This is a genomic window from Hymenobacter segetis (genome assembly GCF_054776495.1).
Genome location: NZ_BAAHBV010000001.1, coordinates 1,650,161 through 1,675,880 on the forward strand (window position 1 = coordinate 1,650,161; position 25,720 = coordinate 1,675,880).

Below are 25,720 nucleotides of genomic sequence, written 5' to 3' on the forward strand. Positions count from 1 at the left end.
GTCGGCCTGAAGCCATTTTTTATCGGCACGCGGCTTATCCCAAGTATATTAGTTTTAAATTATTTTGCTAATGTAGTCAAACACCTGATATACAACAATAAAATTTACCAATATTTTTGGCAATTGTGGCACGTTTCTTTCTAGCTTTGGGTTATAAACCCGAACATCAGTTGGACACATTACTAAAGAACAAAGCCATGAACGAGGCCCCCAAAACCACCAAGGACATTACCAAAAAAGTTAAAGTCGAGAGCTACGACATTGCCCGCTCCGATGAAACGCTGGATTTGGCGAAGGACCTCGCTAAGTTCATTAAGGATAACAAGCTCACGACCAACGTACAAGGCAAGGAGTTTGTGAACGTGGAGGGCTGGCAGTACGCCGGTTCGCGCCTGGGCATCGTGCCCATCGTGGAGCACGTCATCAACGTGAGCAGCCCCGAGGAAATGAAGTATCAGGCCAAAGTGACGCTGTTTGACCTGCGCCACGGCACCACGGTGGGAGCAGGATTCGCGGTGTGCTCGAACAAGGAGAGCGGCAAGAAATTCTACCAGGAATTTGCCATCATGAGCATGGCCCAGACCCGCGCCATCGGCAAAGCCTACCGCAACTGCCTGGCTTGGATTATCCGCGCCGCTGGCTACGAGCCCACGCCCGCTGAGGAAATGGACTACAACACCAATACCCACGCGGTGGCCGCCGCGCCGGCTCCGGTTGCTGCTGCAGTAGGCCAAGCCGTGCCTACCATGCAGGTGTTGCCCGCCGAAGCGCCGGCCGCAACGGCTGAAGCTCCTGCTGCTGCGCCCGTGCAGTACGCCACGGCCTCGCAGAAGGAGGAAATCATCCGTCTGCTGAATCATCCGGTCATCACTCGTCCCGAGAAGACCAAGATGCTTCTCAACATCAACCGCCTCGATGAGGAGCGTGCGGTGCAGGCCATTGCCAAGCTGCGCAAAGCCATTGACGACCGTGAGAACGGCGAGAAAGCAGCTGCCTAATTAATTGTTCTTTCTTTCTTCTACCAGCCCGGTGCCGTGAGGTGCCGGGCTTTTTTGTGGCTGCTTGCTTCTTTGAACTGGGTGAACCGCCAGCCGGCCTGAACTTGTGCGGGGCGACTGGGTTATGGTCACGATTTTCGGTGGTAGCAGTTGCCATAGGGCCTTGCTGCTGCAACAATCCGGTTATAACGTTTAATCAACAGGCAGAAAGACAGATGAAATCTACCCTCCTATTTACGGCCGCGCTGGCCGTTTTCGCGGTTCGGGCGCAAGCCCAAACGACTACTGCGGCCACTACACGTACGGCGGCTGACCAGATTGCAACCAAAAAAGGTCCGCTTACGGTGCAGCCGATAACGCACGGCAGCATCGTGTTTACGTGGAATGGCAAAACCATTTACGTGGACCCCTACGGCGGGGCTGCGGCCTATGCCGGGTTGGCCGCGCCCGATGTTATCCTCATCACCGACATTCACGGCGACCACTTGGACCCGCAAACGCTGGCGGGCCTCTCCGTGGGCAAGGCCCTAATGGTGGTGCCGAAAGCCGTGGCCGAGAAGCTGCCGGCGGAGTACAAGTCGCAGGTCCGTATCATGAGCAACGGCCAGCGGCTCGACACGCTGGGCCTGACGGTTTCGGCCATCCCGATGTACAACCTGCCCGAAGCGACCGATGCGCCGCATACCAAAGGCCGGGGCAATGGCTATGTGCTGAACCTGGGAGGCAAGAATGTGTACCTGTCCGGCGACACTGAAGATATCCCCGAAATGCGCGCCCTCAAAGGCATCGACGTGGCGTTTGTGTGCATGAACCTGCCCTACACCATGGATGTGAACCAGGCCGCGCAGGGCGTGCTGGCCTTCAAGCCGGGCATTGTGTACCCGTACCACTACCGGGGCCAGAACGGCCTGAGTGACGTGGAAAGCTTCAAAAAGCAGGTAAATGCAGGCAACAAAAAGATTGATGTGCGGCTGCGCAACTGGTACCCGGCGGCCAAGTAAGTGCGCGTAACTTCGCAAAAAAAACGTCCGGTCAAGCCAGTGGCTTAACCGGACGTTTTTGCGTTTTGATGCACAACACGCAGTCGGTTAAACCATGTAAAACTCCCAGGAGATGCGGTCGGGGTCTTTAAATGCCACGTACTTCATCGGAGCCACGGTGTCCATTTTGACGCCGGTGTTCTCCACCCCGGCGGCCTGTAAGGCATCGGCGACCCGGTGCAGCTCGGCCTCGTCTTCGCAGGCAATGGCGATGTGGTCGAGGCCCACGTTGAAGGGCGTGAAAGTGCCGCCCCCGGGATGGGTGGGCTGCGCCTGCTTGAAGCCGATAAACGTGCTTCCGACCAGAAAGCCCAGGATTTCGGGTGTATCGAGCGCGATGGGCAAGCCCAGCAAGTCGTGGTAAAAGGCCTTAGCGCGGGCAAAATCGGTGGTGCGCAGGGCAACGTGCGCCAAGCCTTTGGTTTTTGGTTGAATGGCCATGAACAAGAAGAGAGTAAGCGTTGGCTCTGTTGAACGGTAAAGCGGAGATAGTGGCTGACCAGCCCACCGAACAAACTGCCCACTATTAGCGGGTGTCGGGTAGCATCGGTCAGCCGTAACTTCGCACCATGTCCTCCACCCCTACCGAAACCTCGCCCCTGGCCCTTTTGAGGGAGCATTGGGGGCACACGGCGTTCCGGCCGGGACAGGAAGAAATCATTGATTCCGTACTGAAAGGACACGATACGCTGGCGCTGCTGCCCACGGGCGGCGGCAAGAGCATCTGCTTCCAAGTGCCGGCGCTGGCGCGACCGGGCATCTGCATTGTGGTGTCGCCGCTGATTGCGCTGATGAAGGACCAGGTGGACAACCTGCGCAAGCGCGGGCTGAAAGCCGAAGCCATTTACGCGGGCATGAGCCACCAGGAAATCGACCATGCGCTGGACAACTGCGTGTACGGCCGCAGCGTGAAATTCCTATACGTGAGCCCCGAGCGGCTGCTCACGGAGCTGTTCCAGGTGCGGGTGGCGAAGATGAACGTGGGCCTGCTGGCCGTGGATGAAGCGCACTGCCTTTCGCAGTGGGGCTACGATTTCCGGCCGCCCTACCTGCGCATTGCCGAGCTACGCGAGAAGCTGCCGCCGGGCACGCCCGTCATCGCCCTCACGGCCACGGCCACGGCCCAGGTGCAGGCCGATATCGTGGAGAAACTGGAGTTCGGGCCAGGTTCGGGGGTATTTCGGCAGAGCTTTGCGCGGCCCAAGCTCTCGTACTCGGTGCTGCACACCGAGGACAAGCTGCGCCGGCTGCTGGAAGTGGTGCGCGGCGTGGGGCCGAACAAAACCGCCATTGTGTACGCCCGCACGCGGCGGCAGACGGAGGACACGGCGGCATTTTTGCAGCAGCACCGGTTTGCGGCGGCGGCCTACCACGCGGGCCTGCCCTCGGAGAAGCGCACCCAAGTGCAGCAGGACTGGATTGCCGACAAAGTCCGCCTGATTGTGGCCACCAACGCCTTCGGCATGGGCATCGATAAGCCCGATGTGCGCCTCGTGGCCCACCTCGATGCGCCCGATACGCTGGAGGCCTACTACCAGGAAGCCGGCCGCGCCGGGCGCGATGGCCAGTACGCCTTCGCCGTGCTGCTGGCCGGCCCCAACGATGCCGACGAGTTGCGCCGCCGCACCAGCCAGTCGTTTCCGCCGCTGGATACGGTGCGGCGCGTGTACCAGGCACTGGCCAACTACTCCAGCACGGCGGTGGGCGGCGGCGAGCTGGCGGCGTTTGAGTTCGACATTCAGCAGTTTGCCGAAACCTACCGCATCAAGGCGGTGGACGCGCACAATTCGCTCAAGATTTTGCAGCGCGAAGGCTTTGTACAGCTGAATGAGGCCGTGAACCAGCCGGCGCGGGTGCACCTGATTATGAGCCACCAGGATTTGTACGCCTTCCAGGTGGCCAATGCGCAGCACGATTTGCTGATAAAGGCGCTGCTGCGGCTACACGGTGGCGAGCTATTTTCTGACTTTCAGACCATCTCGGAGAATTCGCTGGCCACGCACCTGCGCCGCAGCGTGGTGGAAGTGCGCCAGCAGTTGCGCTACCTGCACACGGCCGGCATATTGCACTACCAGCCCAAGCAGGAATCGCCGCAGGCCATGTTCACCACGCCGCGCTTCGATGCGCCCAAGCTGCCCATCGACCAAGTGCGCATGACCGCCGCCCGCGACCTGGCCCGCGCCAAAACCCACGCCGTGGGCCAGTACCTGAGTGGCACCCGCTGCCGCCAGATTCTGCTGCTCACATATTTTGATGAGGCTGACCCGGCCCGCTGCGGCGTGTGCGACATTTGTTTGGCCGAGAAAAAAGCCGCGCAGGCCGCCGCCCAGGCCCCGTCGCTGCGCGAGCCGCTGCTGGCGCACATTCGGCAGGCGGCCGTATCGCCGCGCGAGTTGCTGGCCGCGTTTCCGCCCGCGCAGGCGGCGGCCATCACGGCGGCCGTGCGTGAGATGGTGGACCGGGGCGAGCTGGCGTATGCGGCCGATGGGCGGCTGGTGGTGCCGTAGAGACGCATATTTGCGTCTCGTCTTCCGGGCCGCGTGGCCCAGTCGTTCATCAACACCGTTCAACGACGAGACGCAAATATGCGTCTCTACATCGTTCTATCCCCATGACTTTTCTCCATTGGCTGGCCGTGTTGCCTCTTTTCGCGGCCCTCGTTAGTGATGATGCGCCCACCCCGGCCAACCCCGGCCGGCTGGAGCATCTGGCCGATTTCCCCTCCAAATTTGTGAAGGCCCGCAATGTGGATGTGTGGCTGCCCGAGGGCTACCCGCAGCCTGGCACCCGCTACGCCGTGGTGTACATGCAGGACGGCCAGAACCTCTTCGACCCCAAAAACGCCTACGGCGGCGTGGCCTGGGAAGTGGATAGCACGCTGGCCGCCCTGGGGCCAGCCGTGCGCCCGTGCATCGTGGTGGGCATCTGGAATACCGACCGGCGCTTTCCCGAATACACGCCGGCCAAGCCCTACGCGGCCATGAGCGCCGCCCACCGCGCCCAGATTGAGCAGGAGCGGCCGGGCGCACCGCTCTCCGATGCGTACCTGAAATTTGTGGTACAGGAACTGAAGCCCTACGTGGATAAGCACTTCCAGACCTCGCCCCGGCGGGCCGATACGTTCGTGGCCGGCTCTAGCATGGGCGGCCTGATTTCGCTGTACGCGGCGCTGGAATACCCCAAAGTGTTTGGCGGGGCAGCGTGTTTCTCCACGCACTGGCCGCTGAGTTTAAAGGAGAATACGTCGGACTTCACCACGGCGATGGTGCAGTATCTGAATAAGCAGCTGCCCCGCAGTGGCCAGCCCAAACTGTATTTCGACCACGGCTCGGCCACGCTGGATGCGTGGTATGAGCCGCACCAGTTGCGCATCGACAGCGTCATACGGGCTCACGGCTACGGCCCCGGCAACTGGCTAAGCCGGAGCTTTCCCGGCGCGGCCCACAACGAGGCCGCGTGGAAAAAGCGGGTGGGGCCGGCGCTGCAGTTTCTGCTGAGGCGGTAGAAACGAGTAGGGTGCGGGGCTTGCCCCCGCCCGTCGTTGAACGATGATTCTGTTCAACGACGGGCGGGGGCAAGCCCCGCACCCTACTTAATTAACCGGCCGAATACTCGGTGAACCCGCCCAGCAGATTCCGCACGTTGGTGAAGCCCTGCTGGGTGAGGTAGGCTTTGGCTTGCGAGGAGCGGGCGCCGCTTTTGCAGTGCACGATGACTTCCTGGTCCTTCCACGCGTCGAGGTCGTCGAGCTTGTCGGGCAGGGAGCTGAGGGGGATGTTCTGGGCGGTGTCGATGCGGCCTTCTTCGTACTCCCAGGGCTCGCGCACGTCGATGAGGTTCGGGGTTTCGCCGGCTTGCAGGCGCTGGCGGAGTTCGGTGGTGGTGATGTCGGCCATGAGAATAGGGCGGGGTGAGTTGGAGGGAATTGCGGGGGCAAAAGTACGGCCGAAGTCTTCTTGGTTTCGTAATGGGCGGGGCTTCAGCCACCCGGTTTGAATCCATTATCTTTACTGCTTCCCTCTGCCCCCGCGCTTATCCCTCATCCCATTATCCCCTTCTTCGGTTTCGTATGAAACAACTTTTCGCTTCGCTGCTGGTGGCGCTGGCCCTGGTGCCCGCCGCGCTGCAGGCCCAAACTTTCCCGGCCATGCCGGCGGCTCCGCCCACCAATCTTCAGGGCCAGGCCCTGCGCGACTGGCTCCGCACCAACTGGTACGACGGCAAGCGTACGGTGCTTTCCTACGCCGGGGCCCGGGCCAAAATGTATAACTACGCCGACAACTACAACAACTCGGTGACCTGCGTGTACTCCGGCTACAACACCCCGGTGCCGCTCAACTTCAGCAGCTCGAACTCTTCGCCGGCGGCCAACATCAACTGCGAGCACAGCATTCCGCAGTCGTGGTTCAGCTCGGCGAACCGCATGGTGTCGGATATGCACCACCTCTACCCCACCTACATCCAGTGGAACTCGAACCGGGGCAACAACCCCTACGCCGACATCCCGGACGCCACCACCACCCTCTGGATGCGCAACACCACCAGCCAGAGCACCATCCCCACCACCAACATCGACGAGTACAGCGAGGACACCAACTCCCAGTTTGAGCCCCGCGAAGACCACAAGGGCAACGTGGCCCGCACGGCCTTCTACTTCTACACGATGCACGACACCCAGCCGGAGCTTATCGCCACCGGCCACCAGAGCATCACGGCGCTGGCCCCGCTGGCCACCCTCTACGCCTGGCACCTAGCCGACCCGGTGGACGCCCACGAGATTGAGCGCAACCGCCGCGTGGCCGCCAGCCAGGGCAACTACAACCCCTACATCGAGCACCCCGAGCTGGTGGCACTGGCCTACGGCCTGGCGCCTCCCGGCCCGGTGTTCACGTTTGCCAGCGCTACCGGTGCCATCACCGAAGGCAACACCGGCACCAGCACCTACACCTTCACGGTGAACCTGGCCCCCGCCGCCACCACGGCTACGACGGTGCAGGTGAACTTTGATGCCATGAACTCGACCGCCACCAGTGGCACCGATTTCACCTTCGCCTCGCCCGCTACCGTGACCTTCCCGGCCGGCAGCACCAGCCAGACCGTGACCCTGACCGTGACCGGCGACACCCAGCCCGAAGCCGATGAAACCGTCGTGCTCAACCTGACCAACCCCGCCACCGGCACCAGCCTGGGCGGCCCCAACGTGCACACCCTCACCATCACCAATGACGACGGCACGCCATCCACGGTGAGCTTTGCCTCGGCCGCCGGCTCCATCATCGAAGGCAATACCGGCACCAGCACCTACACCGTGAACGTGGCCCTGACCGGCGCGGCCATCACCAGCGCCCTCACGGTGCCGGTGAGCGTGGACGTGGCCAGCAGCACCGCCACCTCGCCCTCCGACTACACCCTGAACACCGCCAGCGTGACCTTCGCCGTGGGCGGGGCCACTACCCAGGCCGTGACCGTGACCGTGAACGGCGACGTGACCTTCGAGCCCAACGAAACCGTGCGCCTGCGCCTCGGCACGCCCTCCACGGCCACCGTGCTGGTGGGCCAGCCCAATGCCCACATCCTCACCATCACCAACGACGATGCGGCCCCGGTGGGCGCGCCCTGCACCAAGCCCTACTTCACGCAGTACACTGAGTCGAGCACCGGCAACACCAAAGTCCTGGAGATTTACAACCCCACCAACGCGCCCTTGTCGCTGGCCGGCATGAGCGTGGTGCTGTATGCCAACGGCGCTACTACCGCCACCACCACCCAGGCCCTGACGGGCACCGTGGCCCCCTACGACGTGTTCGTGATTGCCAACACCGGCGTGACTGACACCGGCGTGGCCGCCCAGACCGACCTGCAAAGCGGCGTGGCATTCTTCAACGGCGACGATGCCATTGCCCTGTTCAATGGCACCGATACCCTCGACGTGATTGGCGTGATTGGCCAGCGCCCCACCGAATGGACGGTGGCCGGCGGCGGCTCGACCCTAAACAACACCATGGTGCGCCTGCCCAACACCAACCAGGGCGGCCGCTGGAACGGCCCCTACGGCGCCGCCACCTGGACCGGCAACGGCGTGGACAACTACGCCGGCGTGGGCAGCTACACCAGCACCGCCTGCGGCACCGCCACCGCCACCCGCTCCGGCGCGGCGGTGCGCAACGCCCTCGAAATATTCCCCAACCCGGCTTCTGAAACCGTGCAGGTGCGCCTGACCGGCCTGGCCACGCCCAGCATATCCACCACCGTGCAGGTGCTGGATATGCTGGGCCGCCCCGTGCGCCAGCGCACCGCCCAGCTCGGCGGCGCCGAAACCGTGGCCGTGGACCTGCGCGGCCTGCCCGCCGGCATCTACGCCGTGCGCGTGCAAACCCCCGAAGCCGACTACACCGGCCGCGTAGTGGTGCGCTAGCCGCTATAGTTTGATGACAAAAGCGCCCCCGGCCTGCTGGCCGGGGGCGCTTTTGCGTTTGGTCCGGTGGGGGCGTCGCCCATGGATAGCCCCAGGTTGCAAAGTCAATGGACTAAGCCCCGGAGGGGTCGTACCCGGAGGGCGACATATCGGTAGTGAGTAGTGCAAAAAGAACGGCAAAGCCCCGGAGGGGCGACATTCGTTGAACGAGTGTCGCCCCTCCGGGGCTTTAATTCTTCAGCAGCGGGGGTTACTACCGATATGTCGCCCTCCGGGTACGACCCCTCCGGGGCTTAACCCGCTACTCCGCAAATGGAGTTGCAAATGATAGGATACCATGCAGCTCAGCCGACAAGCTCCCTACACGTTGTAGGGTACGATACTGCTCAGGCGAAAGGCACCCTACAAGCTGTAGGGTACAATACCGCTCAGGCGAAAGGCCCTCTACAAGCTGTAGGGTACGGTACTGCTCAGATGAAAGGCACCCTACAGCTTGTAGGGTACGATACCGCTCAGACGAAAGGCACCCTACAAGCTGTAGGGTGCCTTACAGAAGTGACGACAGCCACCCTACGCTTCATAAGGTACCCGACGGCCCGGCCGCCCGGCGACCTACCTCACGCCAGCAGGTCGGCGTACTCGGCGTGGTGCTTTTTCACGAAACCATTCATAAAGGTGCAGCTGGTTTTCACCTTGAGCTGGTGCTCGCGGGCGAAGGCCAGGGCGGCGCGGGCCAGCTCGTCGGCCAAGCCTTGGCCGCGCAGGTCCTCGTCTACGAAGGTGTGGGTGAAGTCGATGATGCCCTCGGCGGGGCGGGCGTAGGCCAGCTCGCCGGTGTGGCCGTCCTGGCTGAGGGTGAATTCCTGGTTTTTGGGGTCGTGCTTGATGGGCATCGGTTTGTGGGGGGTGAAGGGCGAAAAGTTGCGGCCTATACGCAAAAGCCAACGGCCGCCGCCGAATTGCGTACAGGGATACCAAAGCGGGCCCGGCCCGTTTGGTTTTTTATCCCCCTTCATTTTCTTCTGCATGGATACGCCCACTTCCCCCCTCCCGCCCGACAACGACCACCGGCCCCTCGACCAGCAGGAACGCGCCGCCGCCGCCCGCCCCAACGCCAACGACCCGGCCGTGACGGCTGGTAGCCCCGCCTTCGGCACCTTCGGCCACGCCACCAGCGCCCCCACCAACGAAGGCCCCGGCCGCAGCGGGGCCAACGACAACCCCGACGAGTTCAGCGAATTCTCGGACCGCGAAAAGGAAGCCCAAAACGCCCCCGACGCCCCCGAGGACCAGCCCGGTCACATCACCCAAAACCAAAACCCCGAGCTGGTGCGCCAGGTGCAGGCCGAAGGCGGCGACAACGAGGAGCTGCGCAAAGCCTGGGCCGCCGATGACCCCCGCTACGCCGGCGGCGGCACCCACAACACCCGCGAGGAGCCCGCCGACGCCGACTACCCCACCAAGGACGAGTAAGCCGGCCCCGGCCGCGCGTCTCCCATCTGTTTTTTATCCCCCGACCCCATGCCCACCAATCCCAACGATACCTTCGACCAAGAGCCTTCGGAAGACGGCGCTTCGACCCCCATGCTCGACGCGGCCACCCACGGCCAGGTCCTCGACGACAACAACGCCTCGGGCCAGGAAAAAGCCGACGAGATGGACGACTCCCTCCGCTCCGATACCGCCGAGATGCGCGCTGCCAACGGCCCCGCTCCCGCCTCGTCCGATAACCTCCCCAAGGAGCTCACCGACCCCAGCGACCGTGCCTTCACCCTGCCCGAAGAGCAGGAGCAGAAGTAACCCGCTTCGCTTCCCAAAAAAAGGCTTTCATCGGTTGATGAAAGTCTTTTTTTATGCCCACTCAGCGGCTTGGCCAGCTGTTCCATGCGGCCTGCAAGCTCAACTTTAAGACCCGCGCCCAGCCCGGTGAACTTTTGCTTGGTACCGTTCGGTTTCGAATATAACCACTATTATATATTTGGAATTCGGCAGAAATAATCCCGCATCCTGGAAGCGGATTGGGAGGAAATAATTTAGCCACGGTGGTGAGCAAAATGCGTGCGCAACCACAAACCCAAGACTGTTCGTTCGTTTTTCACTCTTTTTCTCTCCTCCCAATGGATACGCCAGAAGCCCCCAACCCGGCCCCCCTGCCCACCAACCAAGCCGACCAAAACCAAGCACCAGCCGCGCAAGCCGCTGCTCCAACGGCGGAAGCCGCCCCCGCACCGACGGCGGAAGCCAACCCCGCTGCGGCTCCGACGGCAGCGGCCCCCGCCCCAACCCCGATGGCAGAAGCCAACCCCGCTGCGGCCCCAACTGCGGCAGCGGCTCCGGCGGCGGCGGCCACCGCCGCCCCGGCACCAGTTGCTGTCGTTATCACTGCTACAGCTGCCCCGGCCGCAATCGCCACGCCTGCCCCGACGGCGGCGGCCGTTGCGGCGGCCCCAGCAGCAGCCACGGCTCCTACCGCGCTTACCCCGGAGGTCACTGCCCCCAACTACGCGGAGGTTGGAAACGCAAGTGCCCCGGCAGAGCCCGCCACCAAGCTCACGTTCTCCATTCCGATTGAGATATCCGTGAGCACCCCGCTGCAACAGCCGGCCAACCCACTGGAGCAGCCCGCCAACACCGCTCCGACTCTCACCAGCCCGACTGCCGCCGCCAACGCGCCGGCCAGCGAAAAGAACGTTATTGGCTTCCAGTACGCGGCCTCCCGCAACGAGGCCCCCGATACCCCAAGCGACCAGGCTGCCCCCGCCGAGTCAGCACCCCAGTAATCGCTTGCTCATAGGAGTAAAAAAGGCTTTCATCGGAGGATGAAAGCCTTTTTTACTCCTATTCACCAGTCTCTACCACCGCCAACCCACCTGCGCCCCGCCGTACCACGCCCGCCCCGGCGCGGGCTGGAAATACCGCCCCCCGAAGGCGTTCAAATCATTGCCCAGGCTGTAGCGGCGGTCCGTAGCATTATCAATGCCCGCGTAAACGTTGGTTTCCAGATGCCGGCCCAGCGGGTGCCGCCACCCGCCCCGCGCCCCGAAAACCCAGTAGCCCGCCGCCTCCTCAGTATTGGCATCGTTGAGCACGATACGGGCCTGGTGGCTCAGGCTGGGGTTGAGGTAGAAGCCCCGGCGCTCGCTGAAATCCAGCCCCGCGCTCAGCGTGTGCGGCGTGGTGCCGGTGAGGCGGTTGCCGCTCAGGTCAGCCCCGCCGCTGGCGTAGCTGCCAAAGCGGAAGTCGTTGCAGGCGTAGCTGGCCCAGGCGCGCAGGCCGCGGCTGGTAGTTTGCGCATCGTCGGGCGTTGGGGCGTTTTCGCGCCACAGCCAGCCGCTCAGGGCCGCTTCGAGGCCGCGCTGATGGGTGCTGCCGGTGTTGCGGAAGATGACCGTGCCTTGGTCGGCGGTGCTGCTGACGATGGTTTGGCGCAGCTCCAAGTCAAAAACAGTCACCTCATAAGTCAGGCCATTGCCGAAGAGATTGCCCCGCGCGCCCACCTCGTAGCTGGTGCCGCGCTCGGCCTGCAAGTCCCCATTCAGGCTACCATCGGAGGGCCGGATTTCGTCCACCGTGGGCGGCGAGAAGCCGGTGCTCACGCTGGCATACACCGACAGATTGGGGCTGAACTCGCGCAGCAGCGCCACGCGGGGCGACACCACGGGCCGGAAATCGCGGCTGAGTTGGTAGCCGGCGGGGTTGGCGGCCGCGCTGCTCACCCGCGCGATGCGGTGGCGCAGGCGGTTGTAGCTGGCAGCCACGGTTAGCTGGAAACTGGCCGGCAGTTCATAATCGGCCTGGGCGAAGGCGAAGCCGGTGGTGGTCGTGATTTCGTCGTCGTAGCGCAGCGCGCCGGGCGTACCGCCGTTGTTCTGATAGCTGCGCCCATCGGTGAAACCAGCTTGAAACTCGCCGCCGCCCTGTAGCCGCAGCACCCGCCCGGCCAGTGCGGCGCGGTAGCTCAGGGCCGTGCGCCCGCCCACGCCCACGCCGGTATTCCGCTCGTAGTCGACCAAATACGGCGTCCGAATCACGGTACCGCTGCCGTACAGCGTGGTTTGCAGCTCCAGCTTATCAGTAAAACGGTACTCGTGCGTGAGGCCCAGCAGGCCCGTGCGCGAGGCATAGAACGCCTGCTGCGCCACCGTGCCGGGCGCGGCGGCCGTACCCGGCCGCGCCTGCCGGGGGTCGGCCGCGAACTGGGCGCGGGTGAGGCCGCCGGGCAGCTGGTAGCTGATGTCGGTGTAGAGCAGGTGGGCCGCCAGCGTGGTTTTGGGCCCAGCCACGGTGCGGGTGTCCAGGGCAAATACGTCGCGCTGCAAGGCGCTTTGCTGGCGGTAGCCGTCGAGGCTTTGGTGGGCGTACTGGGCGCGGATGCGGCTGGTGGCGCTGCCCGTTTCGGCCGTGATGGTGCTGCGGCGCAAGCCGTAGCTACCCACCGTGGCCCCGGCCGCCACCCTACTAACGCCCGCCGCCACCGCCGGCGTACCGAATAGCGCCACGCCGCCCGTACCCGCGCCGTACACGCTGCCGGCCGGCCCCTTCAGCACCTCCAAACGCCCAATAACGGCGGGGTCGAGCAGATTGAGCGGCGTGCTGCCGTCGGCCTCGGTGAAGGGGATGCCATTGTAGTACACCTTCACATTGCGCACCCCAAATGGTGAGCGCAGGGTGCTGCCCCGGATGCTGAGCCGGTAGCTGGCCGTGGCGCGCTCTTCCAGCCGCACGCCAGGCAGCGTATTCACCGCCTGCGTGAGCGCCGTGGGACTGAACTGCTCAATCACGCGGGCATCAAGTACGCCCACGGCGGCGGCGGTGCGGCGCAACGGCAGGCGCTGGCCGTAGCCGGTGATGGTGGCTTCGGGCAGGGCCACGGCGCGGGTGGTATCGGGCCGGGTTTGGGCGCGGGCGGGCAGCTGGAACAGGCCCAGAAACACTATCAATAAGTAACGAAGAGGCATAAGGGGCAGGGCAAACGGCACGACGCAGACCAGCGGAGTACGCGAATTGTTGCCGACTGACGAACTGTAGCGCGAACTAAAAGTTCGCGTCCCCGCGCCGTTCGCATCGTTTAGGTTTCCACCGGGGACGCGACCTAAAAGTTCGCGTTACTCCCCACCCCTCCCCACTAGCAGCGCGTCGATTTCATCCGCGTCGGGCAGGCCGGGGCAGCGCCAGAGCTCCGCGCCGTGGTGCATGAGCACGCTGGTGGGCAACTGGGCCGGCGCAAAGCTGCGCAGGATAGCGGGGTAGCTGGCTTCGTCGATTTGCAGCACCCGCACGGCGGGTCCCAGCCGGCTTTGCAGCGTGGCCAGGTCGACCGCCGAAACGCCCCGAGGCTGAGCCAGAGGGTACCGGGCCGGCGGCGGCAGCATAACCAGCAGCACAGCCGTTGGCGGATACTCAGATTCAACGGCTTGGGAGCCAGACATGGCAGACATAAAAAAGTGTGCGGCAAAACTAGCCCGCCTCTGCAGGCGCGGACCTGACAACCGTCAGGTCCGCGCCTGATATCTGTCAGGACGCTTCGCAGGCCGCCATTCCGGTGTTACTTTACCGAATCAATTGCCCGCCATGCCGCTCGACTTTTACCGCAACCCGCTGACCGACATCCTGTTTGAGCAGACCAGCAACTTTGTGGGCCTGTACGACGTGAACGCGGCCTGGTTTACGCGGGTGAATACCACCGGCTACCGCCAGCTGGGCTACCCCTCGGCCCAGGCCCTCTACGACGACCCCGTGCGGACCCTGCTGCTGCACCGCCTCAGCCCGGCCGAGTGGGAGCAGCTGCGCGATGAAACGCTGGCCGCCGGCCACTACGAGCGGGAAGTGGAAATCCGCCGGCACGTGGGCACCCCGTTCTGGGCCTACCTGGAGCTCACCAGCCTGGCCCTCGACGGCAAGCCTTACTTCCTGGTGCGCATCACCGACACCGGCCGGCTGCACGAGGCCGAGCGCAACCTAGCCCAGAGCGTGCGGCGCTTCGAAGCCGTGTTCACCCACGCCACCATCGGCATCATCGTGGCCACGCGGCAGGGCCACATCGTGCTGGCCAATGAAAAGTCGCATCAGCTGTTTGGCTACGCGGGCGGGCAGCTGGTGGGCCAGTCCATTGAGGTGCTGGTGCCCGATGCCGTGCGCGGCCGCCACGAGCACCTGCGCGAGTCCTTCAACGCGCACCCGGCGGTGCGGGCCATGGGCTCGAACCGGGCGCTGCTGGCCCGCCGCCGCGACGGCTCGGTGTTTCCCGTCGAAATCAGCCTGAGCTATTTTCACCTCGATGAGGAGTTGTACGTGGTGGCTTACGTGGTCGACATCAGCGCCAAGCAGGAAGCCGAGCAGGCCCTGCAGGCCGAGCGCCAGCGCGTGGACCGCCTCAACGCCGAGCTGGAGCAGAAGGTGGCCGACCGCACCCACGCCCTCATGACCACGCTGGCCCAGCTGGAGCACCGCTCCGACGAGCTGGCCCAGGCCCTGGCCGCCGAGCAGGAATTGGGCGAGCTCAAGTCACGCTTCGTGGCCATGGCCTCGCACGAGTTCCGCACACCGCTCACGGCCGTGCTCACCTCGGCCACGCTGGTGGAGAAGTACCCGGCCGCCGAGCAGCAGCCCCAGCGCCTGCGTCACCTCGACCGCATCCGGGCCTCGGTGAAGCACCTGACCGATATTCTGGAGGAGTTTCTGTCGGTGGGCAAAATCGAAGAAGGCAAGATTGAGGCCCACCCGGCCCAGCTGGCCGTGCCCACCCTGCTGCGCGAAGCCGTGGCCGAAGTGCAGGGCCTGCGCAAGCCCGGCCAGCACATCGAGCTGAGCACCGACGGCCCCGAAATGGTGTGGCTCGACGCCTCGCTGCTGCGCAAGGTCCTCGTCAATCTGTTATCGAACGCGCTGAAATATTCGGCCGAAAACACCACCGTCCGGCTCAGCGCCACCGGCCGGCCCGGCCGCCTCACGCTGCGCGTGCAGGACCAGGGCGTAGGCATTTCGGCCGAAGACCAGGAACATTTATTCCAGCGGTTTTACCGGGCCCGCAATGCGACCAATACGCCCGGCACCGGCCTGGGCCTCTACATCATCACCAAATACCTGGAGCTGATGGGCGGCACCATTGAGTTGCAGAGCGAGCTGAGCCTGGGCACCACCGTTACCATTACCATTCCCTATGAAAACCATTCTGCTGATTGAGGACAACGACGTCATCCGCGAAAACACGGCCGAGATTCTGGAGCTGGCCGGCTACGCCGTGCTCACGGCCGAAAACGGCAAAGTGGGCGTGGAAAAAGCCCTGACCACCAAGCCCGATTTGGTGGTGTGCGACATCATGATGCCCGTGCTGGACGGCTACGGCGTGCTGCACATCTTCACCCAGAACCCGCACCTGGCCGGCGTGCCCTTCATCTTCCTCACCGCCAAAACCGAGCGCACCGACCTACGCCGCGGCATGGAACTCGGGGCTGATGACTACCTGACCAAGCCCTTTGAGGAAACCGAGCTGCTCAGCGCCATCAGCAGCCGCCTCCACCGCTTCCGCCAGCTGCAGCCCGACTACGACCTGCGCGCCCCCGAGGGCCTGGGCAACTTCCTCGACGATGCCGCCGCCGCCGGTCAGCTCAGCGACCTCACCAGCGACCGCCGCCCGCACTCGCTGCGCAAAAAACAGGAAGTGTACGCCGAAGGCGACGACCCCACGCGGCTGTACTTCGTGCAAACCGGCCGCGTGAAAACCGTGCGCCGCACCCCCGGCGGCAAGGAATTAATCACGGGCGTATATGGCCCGGGCGAGTTCTTCGGCTACCTGCCCCTGCTGGAGCAGGGCCCACACGCCGACACCGCCCTGGTGCTGGACGATGCCACGCTGCTCTACATTCCGAAGGCTGATTTTATGGCCCTACTGCACCGCAACGCGGCGGTGGGCCAGCAGTTTGTGCGCCTGCTGGCGGGGCGGGTGAGCGAGCGCGAGGAGCAGCTGCTGGGCATGGCCTACGGCTCCATCCGGCGGCGCGTGGCCGACACGCTGCTGCGCCTGCACGAGCAGGCCGGAGCCGCGCCGGAAGCTACCATTCAACTCTCGCGCGATGACATGGCCGCCGTGGTGGGCACCGCCCCGGAGTCATTAATCCGCACCCTGAGCGAGTTCAAGCAAAGCGGCCTGATTGAGCTGAGCAGCCATGGCATCAAGCTATTGCGCCCCGAAAAGCTGCGCCAGCCCAACTGGTAGGTGGTGCCTTCAGCCCGCCGGTATTACTGCGCCAGGTAGCCGCCATCGACCACAATGGCCTGGCCCGTGACGAAGGACGCCTGCTCGGAGGCCAGCCACAGCAGCGTGCCCGCAATTTCTTCGGGCCGGCCCAGGCGGTGCAGGGCGTGCCTGGCGGCAAGCTGCTCATGCATCTCGTTGTGGCCTTCGATTCCGGCTTTGGTGAGCATGGGCGTTTCGATGAAGCCGGGGCACACGGCGTTGATGCGGATGCCCTGCGGGCCATATTCGAGGGCGGCGGTTTCGGTGAGGCCGATGAGGCCGTGCTTGGCCGCCACGTAGGCGCAGGCCCCGGGAAACCCGACTTTGCCCAGGATGGAGGCCATGTTGATGATGCTGCCGCGCCCGGCGGCCACCATGGCTTGCAGCTCGTATTTCTGGCAATACCACACGCCGCTCAGGTTGATGCCGAGCACGCGCTGCCATTCCTCGTCGGGGTAGTCAGCGCTGGGGGCCGAAGCACCGCCCACGCCCGCGTTGTTGATGGCCACATCGAGCCGGCCAAACTTGGCCAGCGTGCGCTGCACCAGTTGTTGCACGCTGGCGGGCGAGGCCACATCGCAGGCCACAAACAGGCTTTCCGGGCCGGTTTTGCTGAGCTGCCGGGCCAGCGCCTGTCCGGCGGCTTCGTCCACATCGGCCACCACCACGTGCGCGCCGGCTTGCGAAAAAGCCTCGGCCGCCGCCTTGCCAATACCGGACGAAGCGCCCGTGATGAGCACTACCTGGTTGTCGAATGTTTTCATATCGTGTCGTGTGAAAGGGGGAAAGGCTTCGTTGCTCCGGTCCGACCGCCCTAGGCGGTCCGACCGGTTGTCGTTGTTTACCAGAATGTGCTGACAAGAACCGGTCAGACCGCCTAGGGCAGTCGGACCGGGGCAAGCGCTAGTAACTTAAGCTACTCAGCGACACAAAATTGCCGCCCCCAGGCTGCCGGCCCGCTGAGATTAATCAGGCCATTGGGCTGACATTCATCAGGCGAGGGGCTGGTGCGGGGCCGGAGCTTTGGGGTTGCCATCAGCCCCATTTTGCCCGTGCCCTTTGCGCCTGCCCTTGCCCCTCCCCCGCCCCACGTTGGCGTAGCCTGCACGCACTGCGGCGATGCCTGCCCCGACACCCCCATCCGCCTGCTGGCAGAGCCTGAGCTGGCCTTTTGCTGCCAGGGCTGCCGGGCCGTGTATGAGCTGCTGGCCGCCAACCGCCTCTGCACCTACTACCGCCTCGACGAGCATCCCGGCCAGAAAATGAAGGCCGTGGAACTGCCCGGCCGCTTCGACTACCTCGACGCCGAGGCGGTGCAGGCGCAGCTGCTGGCCTTCCGCTCGCCCACGCTGGCGCGGCTCACCTTCAGCATTCCGCAAATGCACTGCGCCTCCTGCATCTGGCTGCTGGAGAACCTGTTCAAGCTGAACCCGGGTATTTCGGCATCGCGGGTCAATTTCCTGCGCAAGGAGCTAACGGTGAGCTACCAGCCCGCCACCACAACGCTAAAAGAAGTGGTGAAGCTGCTGGCCTCGGTAGGCTACGAGCCGCAGATTACGCTGGCCGAGCTGGGCGCGCAGCCCCACGCCGCCAGCCGCACGCTGTACTACCAGCTGGGAATCGCGGCCTTCGGCTTCGGCAACGTGATGCTGCTGGCTTTTCCGGAATACTTTTCCTTCACCGAGCAGCTGCAAAGCACGTTCGGGCGATTTTTTGGCGGGCTGAGCTTCCTGCTGGCCTTGCCGGTGCTGCTGGTGAGCGCGCGGGGCTTCTACCGCTCGGCCTGGCAGGGGCTGCGGCAGCGCTACATCAACCTCGATTTTCCCATCAGCCTGGGCCTCACGGCGCTGTTTGTGACCAGCGTGTTTGAAGTGGCGACCCAGCGCGGGCCGGGCTATTTCGATTCCTTCACGGGGCTGGTGTTTTTCATGCTAATCGGCAAGTGGGTGCAGCAGCGCAGCTACGACGCCCTGCGCTTCGACCGCGACTTCACGTCCTACTTCCCGGTGGCCGTGACGCGGCTCACGCCCGCCGGCGAAGAATCCGTGTCGGTAAAAGAACTGCGGGCCGGGCAGCGCATCCGGGTGCGACACCAGGAAATCATTCCGGCCGATGCCGTGCTGCGGCGCGGCACGGGCCAGATTGACTACAGCTTTGTATCGGGCGAAAGCGAGCCGGTGGCCCGCCAGGCCGGCGACCTGCTGTATGCCGGCGGCCGCCAAATGGGCGAGGCCGTGGAGTTGGAAGTGGTGCGCGAAGTGTCGCAGGGCTACCTCACCCAGCTCTGGAACAATCCCGCTTTTCAGAAGGAAAAACAGCCCTCGCTGGAAACCTATGCCGATAAAGTGGGCCGCTATTTCGTGGGCCTTACCCTCACACTTGCGCTGGGCGCGGTGGCCTACTGGTACCCGCAGAGCCCGGCGATGGCGCTGCGAGCCTTCACCTCGGTGCTGGTGATTGCCTGCCCGTGTGCGCTGTCGCTGGCCACGCCGTTTGCGCTGGGGGCCGCGCTGCGCGTGCTGGGCCGCCGCAAATTCTACCTCAAAAACTCCGCCGTGGTAGAAACCCTGGGCCGTGCCGATACCATCGTATTCGACAAAACCGGCACTCTCACGGATGTTAAAAAATCGGTGGTGGAATACGTGGGGCCGCCGCTCAGCCCCGCCCAGATGCAGGCCGTGGCGGCGGTGGTGCGTCAGTCCACGCACCCGCTCAGCCAGCGTCTGGCGGTGGAGTTGCCCGCCAACTCATTGGCCGTAGCGGATTTTATGGAAGTGCCCGGCCAGGGTGTGCGCGGCACCGTGGGCGGCGTGGTAGTGCGGGTGGGCACGGCCGCGTTCGTTGGAGCACCCGCTGCTGAAGACGCTGCCGAAACGGCCGAAGCACCGCAATCCGGCGTGTATTTCAGCCTCGGCGAAGTCATTGGCTGCTACCGGTTTCGCAACGTATACCGCGATAGCCTGCGGCCGGTGCTGGCCGCGCTGGGCACACGCTACCGCCTGGTCGTGCTCTCGGGCGACAACGATACCGAGCAGACTCGGCTGCGCGAGCTGTTCGGCCCGGCGGCCGAAATCCACTTCCGCCAAACGCCGCAAAACAAGCTCGATTACATCGCGCAGCTCAAGCAACGGGGCCGCACCGTGGTGATGGTAGGCGATGGCCTGAACGATGCCGGTGCCCTCCAGCGCGCCGATGCCGGCATCGCCCTCACCGACACACTCACCAACTTTTCGCCCGCCTGCGACGCCATTCTCGAAGCCGGCAATTTCGGGCAGCTGGCTACTATGTTGGGCTTTTCGCGGGCCTGCCTGCGCATTGTGCTGGCTACGTTCGCGCTGTCGTTTGCCTATAATGGCATCGGGCTCACGCTGGCGGTGCAGGGCCGGTTCACGCCCATCGTGTCGGCCATTCTCATGCCCATCAGCTCGCTGAGTGTGATGGTGTTTTCCACGCTGCTGGTGCGGCTGGCGGCGTGGCGGCGCGGGCTTTAATCAACTCCAACCATGTCTATCATCTTCCTGCTTATCGGCATCAGCCTGCTGGTGGCGCTCACCTTTCTGGCCGCGTTTTTCTGGGCCGTGCGCTCGGGGCAGTACGAGGACGACTACACGCCCGCCGTGCGGATGCTGTTTGAGGACGAAACGGAGCCGGATAGCCCGCCCGGCGGGACGCCCGCCTGACATCAATCACGCCGTCGGCCTGACTTTTGTCAGCTTTTCGGCACCAGCTGGCCGGGACCTTTGGGGTAATAATAATTCAATTCCCCCTTTATGCAGGCCGAACCGCTAGCTCCCGTTGCTGCCCCCCGAGCGCCCCTGATTCCAAGCGCTGTGAACCGGGCCGTTGACACCTTTTTCTACGATAATAAGATTGTCCGCGACTTCGGCATTGCCACCGTTATCTGGGGCATTATCGGCATGGCAGTGGGCGTTTTGGCCGCTTTCGAGCTGGCCCGGCCCGAGGTGAACATGGGCACGGCCTACACCACCTTCGGCCGCATCCGGCCCCTGCACACCAACGCGGTGATTTTCGCCTTCGTCGGCAACGGCATTTTTACGGGTGTTTACTACTCGCTGCAGCGCCTGTGCAAGGCCCGGATGTTTTCCGACGTCCTTAGCAAAATCCACTTCTGGGGTTGGCAGCTGATTATCCTTTCGGCGGTGGCCACGCTGCCGCTGGGCTTCACCACCAGCAAGGAATACGCCGAGCTGGAATGGCCGATTGACATCGCTATTACCGTGATTTGGGTGGTGTTTGGCTGGAATATGTTCGGCACCATTGCCCGGCGGCGCGAGCGGCACCTGTACGTGGGCATTTGGTTTTACATCGCCACGTTCATCACGGTGGCCGTTTTGCACCTCGTCAACTCGGCCGAAGTGCCCGTGAGCTGGCTCAAAAGCTACTCGGCCTACGCCGGCGTGCAGGATGCCCTGGTGCAGTGGTGGTATGGCCACAACGCGGTGGCCTTCTTCCTCACCACGCCCTACCTGGGCCTGATGTACTACTTCCTACCCAAGGCGGCGGAGCGGCCGGTGTATTCCTACCGCCTGAGCATCATTCACTTCTGGTCGCTGATTTTCATTTACATCTGGGCCGGGCCGCACCACTTGCTCTACACTGCCCTGCCCGACTGGGCTCAGAGCCTGGGCGTAGCTTTCAGCATCATGCTGATTGCGCCGAGCTGGGGCGGCATGATAAACGGCCTGCTCACCCTGCGCGGCGCCTGGGACAAAGTGCGCGAGGAGCCCGTGCTCAAGTTCTTTGTGGTGGCCATCACGGCTTACGGCATGGCCACTTTTGAAGGCCCGATGCTCTCGCTGAAAAACGTGAATGCCATTGCGCACTTCACCGACTGGATTGTGGCGCACGTGCACGTGGGGGCCTTGGGCTGGAACGGTTTCCTCACTTTCGGAATGCTGTACTGGCTGTGGCCACGCCTCTACAAAACGCCGCTGTTTTCGAAGAAACTGGCCACTACGCACTTCTGGCTGGGCACGCTGGGCATCCTGTTCTACGCCATTCCGATGTATTGGGCGGGCTTCACGCAGGGCTTGATGTGGAAGCAGTTCAACGCCGAGGGCATGCTACAATACCCCAACTTCCTCGAAACCGTGATTCAGCTGGTGCCCATGTACTACCTGCGCGGCATCGGTGGGGTGCTCTACCTCAGCGGCGTGTTTTTGCTGATGTATAACCTCTACAAAACCGCCCAGGCCGGCACGCTGCTGGCCAACGAAAAGGCCCAGGCCCCAGCACTGCTGCCCGAAGCCCAGGACCCGCACGTGCAGGCCGGCCACTGGCACCGCTGGCTCGAGCGCCGGCCCTTCCAGCTGGCCGTAGGCGCCACGGTGGCCATTGCCATCGGCGGGGCGGTGGAGATGATTCCGACCTTTTTGGTGAAGTCGAACGTGCCCACCATCGCCTCGGTGAAGCCCTACCGGCCGCTCGAATTGCAGGGCCGCGACCTCTACATCAAGGAAGGCTGCTCGAACTGCCACACCCAGATGGTGCGCCCCTTCCGCTCCGAAACCGAGCGCTACGGCGAGTACAGCAAGGCCGGCGAGTACGTGTATGACCGGCCTTTCCTGTGGGGCAGCAAGCGCACCGGGCCCGATTTGCAGCGCGTGGGCCAGAAATACCCCAACTCCTGGCACTACAACCACATGATGGACCCCACCAGTATGTCGCCCGGCTCCATCATGCCGCCCTACCCGTGGCTGTTCGAGAATAACATCGATTACAGCACGCTGCCCAACAAAATCCGGGTGCTGCAAAGCCTGAACACGCCCTACCCCACCGGCTTCGATAAACTGGCCGTGGCCGATGCGCAGAACCAGGCCCGGGGCATTGTGGCCGAGCTAAAAAAGGAGGACATCGAGGTGAAATCGGACAAGGAAATTGTGGCTCTGATTGCCTACCTCCAGCGCCTGGGCACGGATATCAAGGTGAAACAGTAGCGCGGACTTTTAGTCCGCGACCTCCCACAACCTCATTACTCGCGGACTAAAAGTCCGCGCTACAATCATGGACAAGAACGTTTTGCAATCCATCGCCGGGGTAGAAATCTATCCGCTTATCTCGCTGGGCATCTTCGTGCTCTTCTTCCTGGGGCTGCTGGTGTACGTGCTGCTGAGCAGCCGCCAGCACCTGCGCACCATGAGCGAGCTGCCCCTGCTCGACGACGAGGAAACCATCCAATCAACCCTAAACCACGACGTGTTATGCTAACCACCCGCACCCTCCCGCTGACTTTCCTGGGCCTGCTCAACAGCTTCGCGGCCGCCGCCCAATCTGCTACCCCAAACGAGGCTCCCAACTCAACTACCGTGCTGAGCTGGGTGGTGTGGTGGGCCGCCGGCGTGGTGCTGCTGATGGCCGTCGTGACTGCCGGTTCGGTGACTTCGGCCGCAAAATATCGGTACGAAGCGCAGCAGGCGCAGCCGGAAGCGGCAGAAGCACCAGTTGCTGCCGCGCCAGCCATTGCCCCCAGCCAAGCCACGCCGGTTGAAACCGCACCGGTCAAAATCGCCACCCAAGAAGAGGTTTACGCATGATACGCCCTCACCAATTGCTTTACGGGGCCGGGGCGGCGCTACTAGTTGCCCACCCCGCCCTGGCCCAGGCGGCCGAAGCCAGCGCACTGGCGGGCACCGACACGCAACGGACCCTGCTCTGGTTTGTGCTGAGTACGCTGGTTCTGGTGCTGATGGTGTTTTTGCTGCTATTCGTAGCCTTAGTTGCTTGGATGCGGCCGCAGCTGCGCAAGCTCTACGACCTACCCACGGTGCACGACACCTGGAGCGGCCAAGTGCTGGGCCTGCTGGTGGGCGATGCCCGCCTGGTGCAGGGAGAAGTGCGCGACGAGCTGCTCGACCACAACTACGACGGCATCCACGAGTTCGACAACGACCTGCCGCCGTGGTGGAAGTATGGCTTTTACGCCACCATCGTATTTGCCATCAGCTACGTTACGTACTACCACGTCCTCAAAACCGGCCAGCTGCAGGGTGCCGAATACGCCGCCGAAATGCAGCAGGCCGCCCTGCTCATCGCCGCCACGCCCGACGACCCCAACCAGCTCACCACCTACCAGCCCCTGCTGGTGCCGGCCGAGCTGAGCAGCGGCAAAAGCATCTTCGCCACCAATTGCGCGCCCTGCCACGGGGCCAGCGGCGAGGGCAAAGTCGGCCCCAACCTGACCGACGAATTCTGGCTGCACGGCGGCGAGGTAAACCACGTCTACAAAACCATCAAATTTGGCGTGAATGGCAAGGGCATGGTGGCCTGGAAAGGCAAGCTCTCGGGCAAGCAGATTCTGCAAGTGGCCTCTTATGTGCTGAGTTTGCAAGGCACCAAGCCAGCTAATGCCAAGCCGCCGCAGGGCGAGAAAGAGGCACCTGCAAAGGCAGTGGCAAAGCTTTAGCATAACGCTTCAGCGCCGGAACCTCACCCCCGGCCCCTCTCCAAAAAAGAGGGTAGCCGAACGACTTGTAGCGTGGACTCTGCGAGTCCGCGCATTGAACGAATCCTCTCCCATACGCGGACTCGCAGAGTCCACGCTACGGCCCGCGCCGCGCCCCAACCGTCAACACCATGCCCGCCACCCAATTCAAGCCCGACGACTCGTACCGCGACTCGCTCTCCACGATAAGTGCGGCGGGCGAGCGGGTATGGCTCTACCCCAAAAAGCCCGCTGGCCGTCTCTACCGCTACCGCAAGGCGCTGAGCTACGGCTTTCTGGCGCTGCTCTTTGCCGGGCCGTGGCTGCGCATTCACGGCCTGCCCGTGCTGCTGCTCAACCTGCCAGCCCGGCGCTTCATCATCTTCGGGCAGATTTTCTGGCCCCAGGATTTCTTCATTCTGCTGCTGGCCACGCTCACATTTCTGGTGTTCATCATCGTGTTCACCGTCGTGTATGGGAGGGTGTTTTGCGGCTGGGTGTGCCCGCAGACCATTTTTCTGGAGATGGTGTTTCGCCGCATCGAGTACTGGCTGGAAGGCGACGCGCCCCAACAAAAAGCCCTCGACCGCCGCGCGCTGGACTGGGACAAATTCTGGCGCAAAACCACCAAGCACGCGCTGTTTCTCGGCATCTCGTTTCTGATTGCCAACACCTTCCTGGCCTACATCATCGGCACCGAGGAGCTGGTGAAAATTGTAACTGATTCGCCCACGGCCCACCTGGGCGGGCTGGCGGCGCTCACGGTTTTCACCGGCCTGTTCTACGCGGTGTTTGCGCGGTTTCGGGAGCAGGTGTGCACCATTGTGTGCCCGTATGGGCGTTTGCAGGGCGTTTTGTTGGATAAGGACAGCCTCGTGGTAGCGTATGACTACCAGCGCGGCGAACCCCGCGAAAAGCTGCGCAAAACCCAGACCCGCAACGCCGGCGACTGCATCGACTGCCACCAGTGCGTTCAGGTATGCCCCACGGGCATCGACATCCGCAACGGCGCTACCCAGCTCGAATGCACCAACTGCACGGCCTGCATCGACGCTTGCAACAACATCATGGCCCTGATTGAGAAGCCTCCAGGCCTCATTCGCCACGCTTCGGTGAACGGCATTGCCGAGGGCACCAAGTTCCGCCTCACCGGCCGGGTGAAAGCCCTTTCCGGCGTGCTGGCCTTCCTGCTGATTGTGCTCACCGGCCTGTTGGTGTCGCGCTCCAACGTGGCGGCCACCGTGCTGCGCACACCCGGCCAGCTCTTCCAGAAAACCGACCACGGCACCATCACCAACCTCTACAACATATCGGTCATCAACAAAACCAACCAGCCCTATCCCCTCACCCTGCGCCTGCTGGAACCGGCGCAGGGCACCATTTCCCTGGTCAGCACCTCCACCCTCACCCTGCCCGCCCAGGGCATCGCCGAGGGCGTGTTTTTCGCCGAGCTGCCCCGCGCCGCCCTCCACCACACCAACCAGAAAATCCGCATCGGCCTGTTTAGCGGCTCCACGCTGGTGGCCGAGACGAGCACGAAATTCCTCGGGCCGGTGCAGTAGAGAAAGGATGGCGCGGGCCTGCGGCCCG

The 25,720-nt window shown here is 63.6% G+C and carries 23 protein-coding genes; 17 read left to right on the forward strand and 6 right to left on the reverse strand.

What is annotated here, in order from left to right; all coding sequences use genetic code 11:
* Positions 1–170: 170 nt before the first annotated feature.
* The gene (locus tag ACYU70_RS06905) at positions 171–998 is read left to right on the forward strand and encodes a hypothetical protein (protein WP_342296640.1); all 828 of its coding nucleotides are present in this window, start codon (positions 171–173) and stop codon (positions 996–998) included.
* A 215-nt stretch (positions 999–1,213) separates the two neighbouring features.
* Positions 1,214–1,999 carry an MBL fold metallo-hydrolase gene (locus ACYU70_RS06910; RefSeq protein ID WP_342296641.1) on the forward strand — a complete coding sequence of 262 codons (786 nt, stop codon included), beginning with the start codon at positions 1,214–1,216 and terminating at the stop codon, positions 1,997–1,999.
* Between the two features lie 87 nt (positions 2,000–2,086).
* On the opposite strand, the gene ACYU70_RS06915 is transcribed toward ACYU70_RS06910, so the two are convergent.
* Positions 2,087–2,479: a VOC family protein gene (locus tag ACYU70_RS06915; protein ID WP_342296642.1), complete on the reverse strand. Its 393-nt coding sequence runs from the start codon at positions 2,477–2,479 to the stop codon at positions 2,087–2,089.
* Between the two features lie 128 nt (positions 2,480–2,607).
* Between ACYU70_RS06915 and ACYU70_RS06920 the strand changes: the two genes are divergently transcribed.
* Together ACYU70_RS06920 and ACYU70_RS06925 are read left to right on the forward strand one after the other, a co-directional pair.
* Complete coding sequence (locus ACYU70_RS06920; RefSeq protein WP_342296644.1) at positions 2,608–4,545, forward strand: RecQ family ATP-dependent DNA helicase; 1,938 nt, start codon at positions 2,608–2,610, stop codon at positions 4,543–4,545.
* Between the two features lie 104 nt (positions 4,546–4,649).
* A complete protein-coding gene (locus tag ACYU70_RS06925) occupies positions 4,650–5,543 on the forward strand; it encodes an alpha/beta hydrolase (protein WP_342296646.1) in 894 nt (297 codons plus the stop codon).
* A gap of 91 nt (positions 5,544–5,634) precedes the next feature.
* On the opposite strand, the gene ACYU70_RS06930 is transcribed toward ACYU70_RS06925, so the two are convergent.
* Positions 5,635–5,934 (reverse strand): rhodanese-like domain-containing protein, encoded by a 300-nt coding sequence (locus ACYU70_RS06930; RefSeq protein ID WP_342296648.1) that lies wholly within the window; start codon positions 5,932–5,934, stop codon positions 5,635–5,637.
* A 173-nt stretch (positions 5,935–6,107) separates the two neighbouring features.
* Between ACYU70_RS06930 and ACYU70_RS06935 the strand changes: the two genes are divergently transcribed.
* Positions 6,108–8,453, forward strand: a complete 2,346-nt coding sequence (locus ACYU70_RS06935; RefSeq protein ID WP_342296650.1) for an endonuclease — start codon at positions 6,108–6,110, stop codon at positions 8,451–8,453.
* 617 nt (positions 8,454–9,070) lie between these two features.
* On the opposite strand, the gene ACYU70_RS06940 is transcribed toward ACYU70_RS06935, so the two are convergent.
* Positions 9,071–9,346, reverse strand: coding sequence for a GNAT family N-acetyltransferase (locus ACYU70_RS06940; RefSeq protein ID WP_342296651.1), 276 nt, complete (start codon positions 9,344–9,346; stop codon positions 9,071–9,073).
* Positions 9,347–9,479: 133 nt separating this feature from the next.
* Here ACYU70_RS06940 and ACYU70_RS06945 point away from each other — a divergent pair, with 133 nt between their 5' ends.
* From ACYU70_RS06945 to ACYU70_RS06955, 3 genes are all read left to right on the forward strand, one after another.
* Entirely contained in the window at positions 9,480–9,926 is a 447-nt protein-coding gene (locus ACYU70_RS06945; protein ID WP_342296652.1) for a hypothetical protein, read from the forward strand.
* Positions 9,927–9,974: 48 nt separating this feature from the next.
* Entirely contained in the window at positions 9,975–10,253 is a 279-nt protein-coding gene (locus ACYU70_RS06950; protein ID WP_342296654.1) for a hypothetical protein, read from the forward strand.
* 317 nt (positions 10,254–10,570) lie between these two features.
* Positions 10,571–11,233 carry a hypothetical protein gene (locus tag ACYU70_RS06955; protein ID WP_342296655.1) on the forward strand — a complete coding sequence of 221 codons (663 nt, stop codon included), beginning with the start codon at positions 10,571–10,573 and terminating at the stop codon, positions 11,231–11,233.
* Positions 11,234–11,305: 72 nt separating this feature from the next.
* On the opposite strand, the gene ACYU70_RS06960 is transcribed toward ACYU70_RS06955, so the two are convergent.
* Positions 11,306–13,411 carry a TonB-dependent receptor family protein gene (locus tag ACYU70_RS06960; RefSeq protein ID WP_342296656.1) on the reverse strand — a complete coding sequence of 702 codons (2,106 nt, stop codon included), beginning with the start codon at positions 13,409–13,411 and terminating at the stop codon, positions 11,306–11,308.
* 147 nt (positions 13,412–13,558) lie between these two features.
* A complete protein-coding gene (locus ACYU70_RS06965; RefSeq protein ID WP_342296658.1) occupies positions 13,559–13,882 on the reverse strand; it encodes a thioredoxin in 324 nt (107 codons plus the stop codon).
* Between the two features lie 142 nt (positions 13,883–14,024).
* On the opposite strand from ACYU70_RS06965, the gene ACYU70_RS06970 reads away from it, so the two are divergent.
* Both ACYU70_RS06970 and ACYU70_RS06975 read left to right on the forward strand, forming a co-directional pair.
* A complete protein-coding gene (locus ACYU70_RS06970) occupies positions 14,025–15,635 on the forward strand; it encodes a sensor histidine kinase (RefSeq protein ID WP_342296660.1) in 1,611 nt (536 codons plus the stop codon).
* Complete coding sequence (locus ACYU70_RS06975) at positions 15,613–16,668, forward strand: response regulator (protein ID WP_342296662.1); 1,056 nt, start codon at positions 15,613–15,615, stop codon at positions 16,666–16,668. Before ACYU70_RS06970 ends, ACYU70_RS06975 begins: the two co-directional genes overlap by 23 nt.
* A 23-nt stretch (positions 16,669–16,691) precedes the next feature.
* Here the strand turns inward: ACYU70_RS06975 and ACYU70_RS06980 are convergent, their stop codons facing one another.
* Positions 16,692–17,453 (reverse strand): SDR family NAD(P)-dependent oxidoreductase, encoded by a 762-nt coding sequence (locus tag ACYU70_RS06980; protein WP_342296663.1) that lies wholly within the window; start codon positions 17,451–17,453, stop codon positions 16,692–16,694.
* Positions 17,454–17,741: 288 nt separating this feature from the next.
* Between ACYU70_RS06980 and ACYU70_RS06985 the strand changes: the two genes are divergently transcribed.
* The 7 genes from ACYU70_RS06985 (at position 17,742) to ccoG (ending at position 25,692) form a co-directional block, all read left to right on the forward strand.
* Positions 17,742–20,180 (forward strand): heavy metal translocating P-type ATPase, encoded by a 2,439-nt coding sequence (locus ACYU70_RS06985; RefSeq protein WP_342296664.1) that lies wholly within the window; start codon positions 17,742–17,744, stop codon positions 20,178–20,180.
* Positions 20,181–20,192: 12 nt separating this feature from the next.
* The gene (ccoS, locus tag ACYU70_RS06990; RefSeq protein WP_342296665.1) at positions 20,193–20,369 is read left to right on the forward strand and encodes a cbb3-type cytochrome oxidase assembly protein CcoS; all 177 of its coding nucleotides are present in this window, start codon (positions 20,193–20,195) and stop codon (positions 20,367–20,369) included.
* Between the two features lie 90 nt (positions 20,370–20,459).
* Entirely contained in the window at positions 20,460–22,646 is a 2,187-nt protein-coding gene (gene ccoN, locus ACYU70_RS06995; RefSeq protein WP_425293318.1) for a cytochrome-c oxidase, cbb3-type subunit I, read from the forward strand.
* A 67-nt stretch (positions 22,647–22,713) separates the two neighbouring features.
* Positions 22,714–22,917 carry a hypothetical protein gene (locus ACYU70_RS07000; protein WP_342296668.1) on the forward strand — a complete coding sequence of 68 codons (204 nt, stop codon included), beginning with the start codon at positions 22,714–22,716 and terminating at the stop codon, positions 22,915–22,917.
* A complete protein-coding gene (locus ACYU70_RS07005) occupies positions 22,911–23,243 on the forward strand; it encodes a hypothetical protein (RefSeq protein WP_342296669.1) in 333 nt (110 codons plus the stop codon). Before ACYU70_RS07000 ends, ACYU70_RS07005 begins: the two co-directional genes overlap by 7 nt.
* Positions 23,240–24,112, forward strand: coding sequence for a cbb3-type cytochrome c oxidase N-terminal domain-containing protein (locus ACYU70_RS07010; RefSeq protein WP_342296670.1), 873 nt, complete (start codon positions 23,240–23,242; stop codon positions 24,110–24,112). Before ACYU70_RS07005 ends, ACYU70_RS07010 begins: the two co-directional genes overlap by 4 nt.
* A gap of 170 nt (positions 24,113–24,282) precedes the next feature.
* The gene (gene ccoG, locus ACYU70_RS07015; protein ID WP_342296672.1) at positions 24,283–25,692 is read left to right on the forward strand and encodes a cytochrome c oxidase accessory protein CcoG; all 1,410 of its coding nucleotides are present in this window, start codon (positions 24,283–24,285) and stop codon (positions 25,690–25,692) included.
* Positions 25,693–25,720 lie beyond the last annotated feature (28 nt).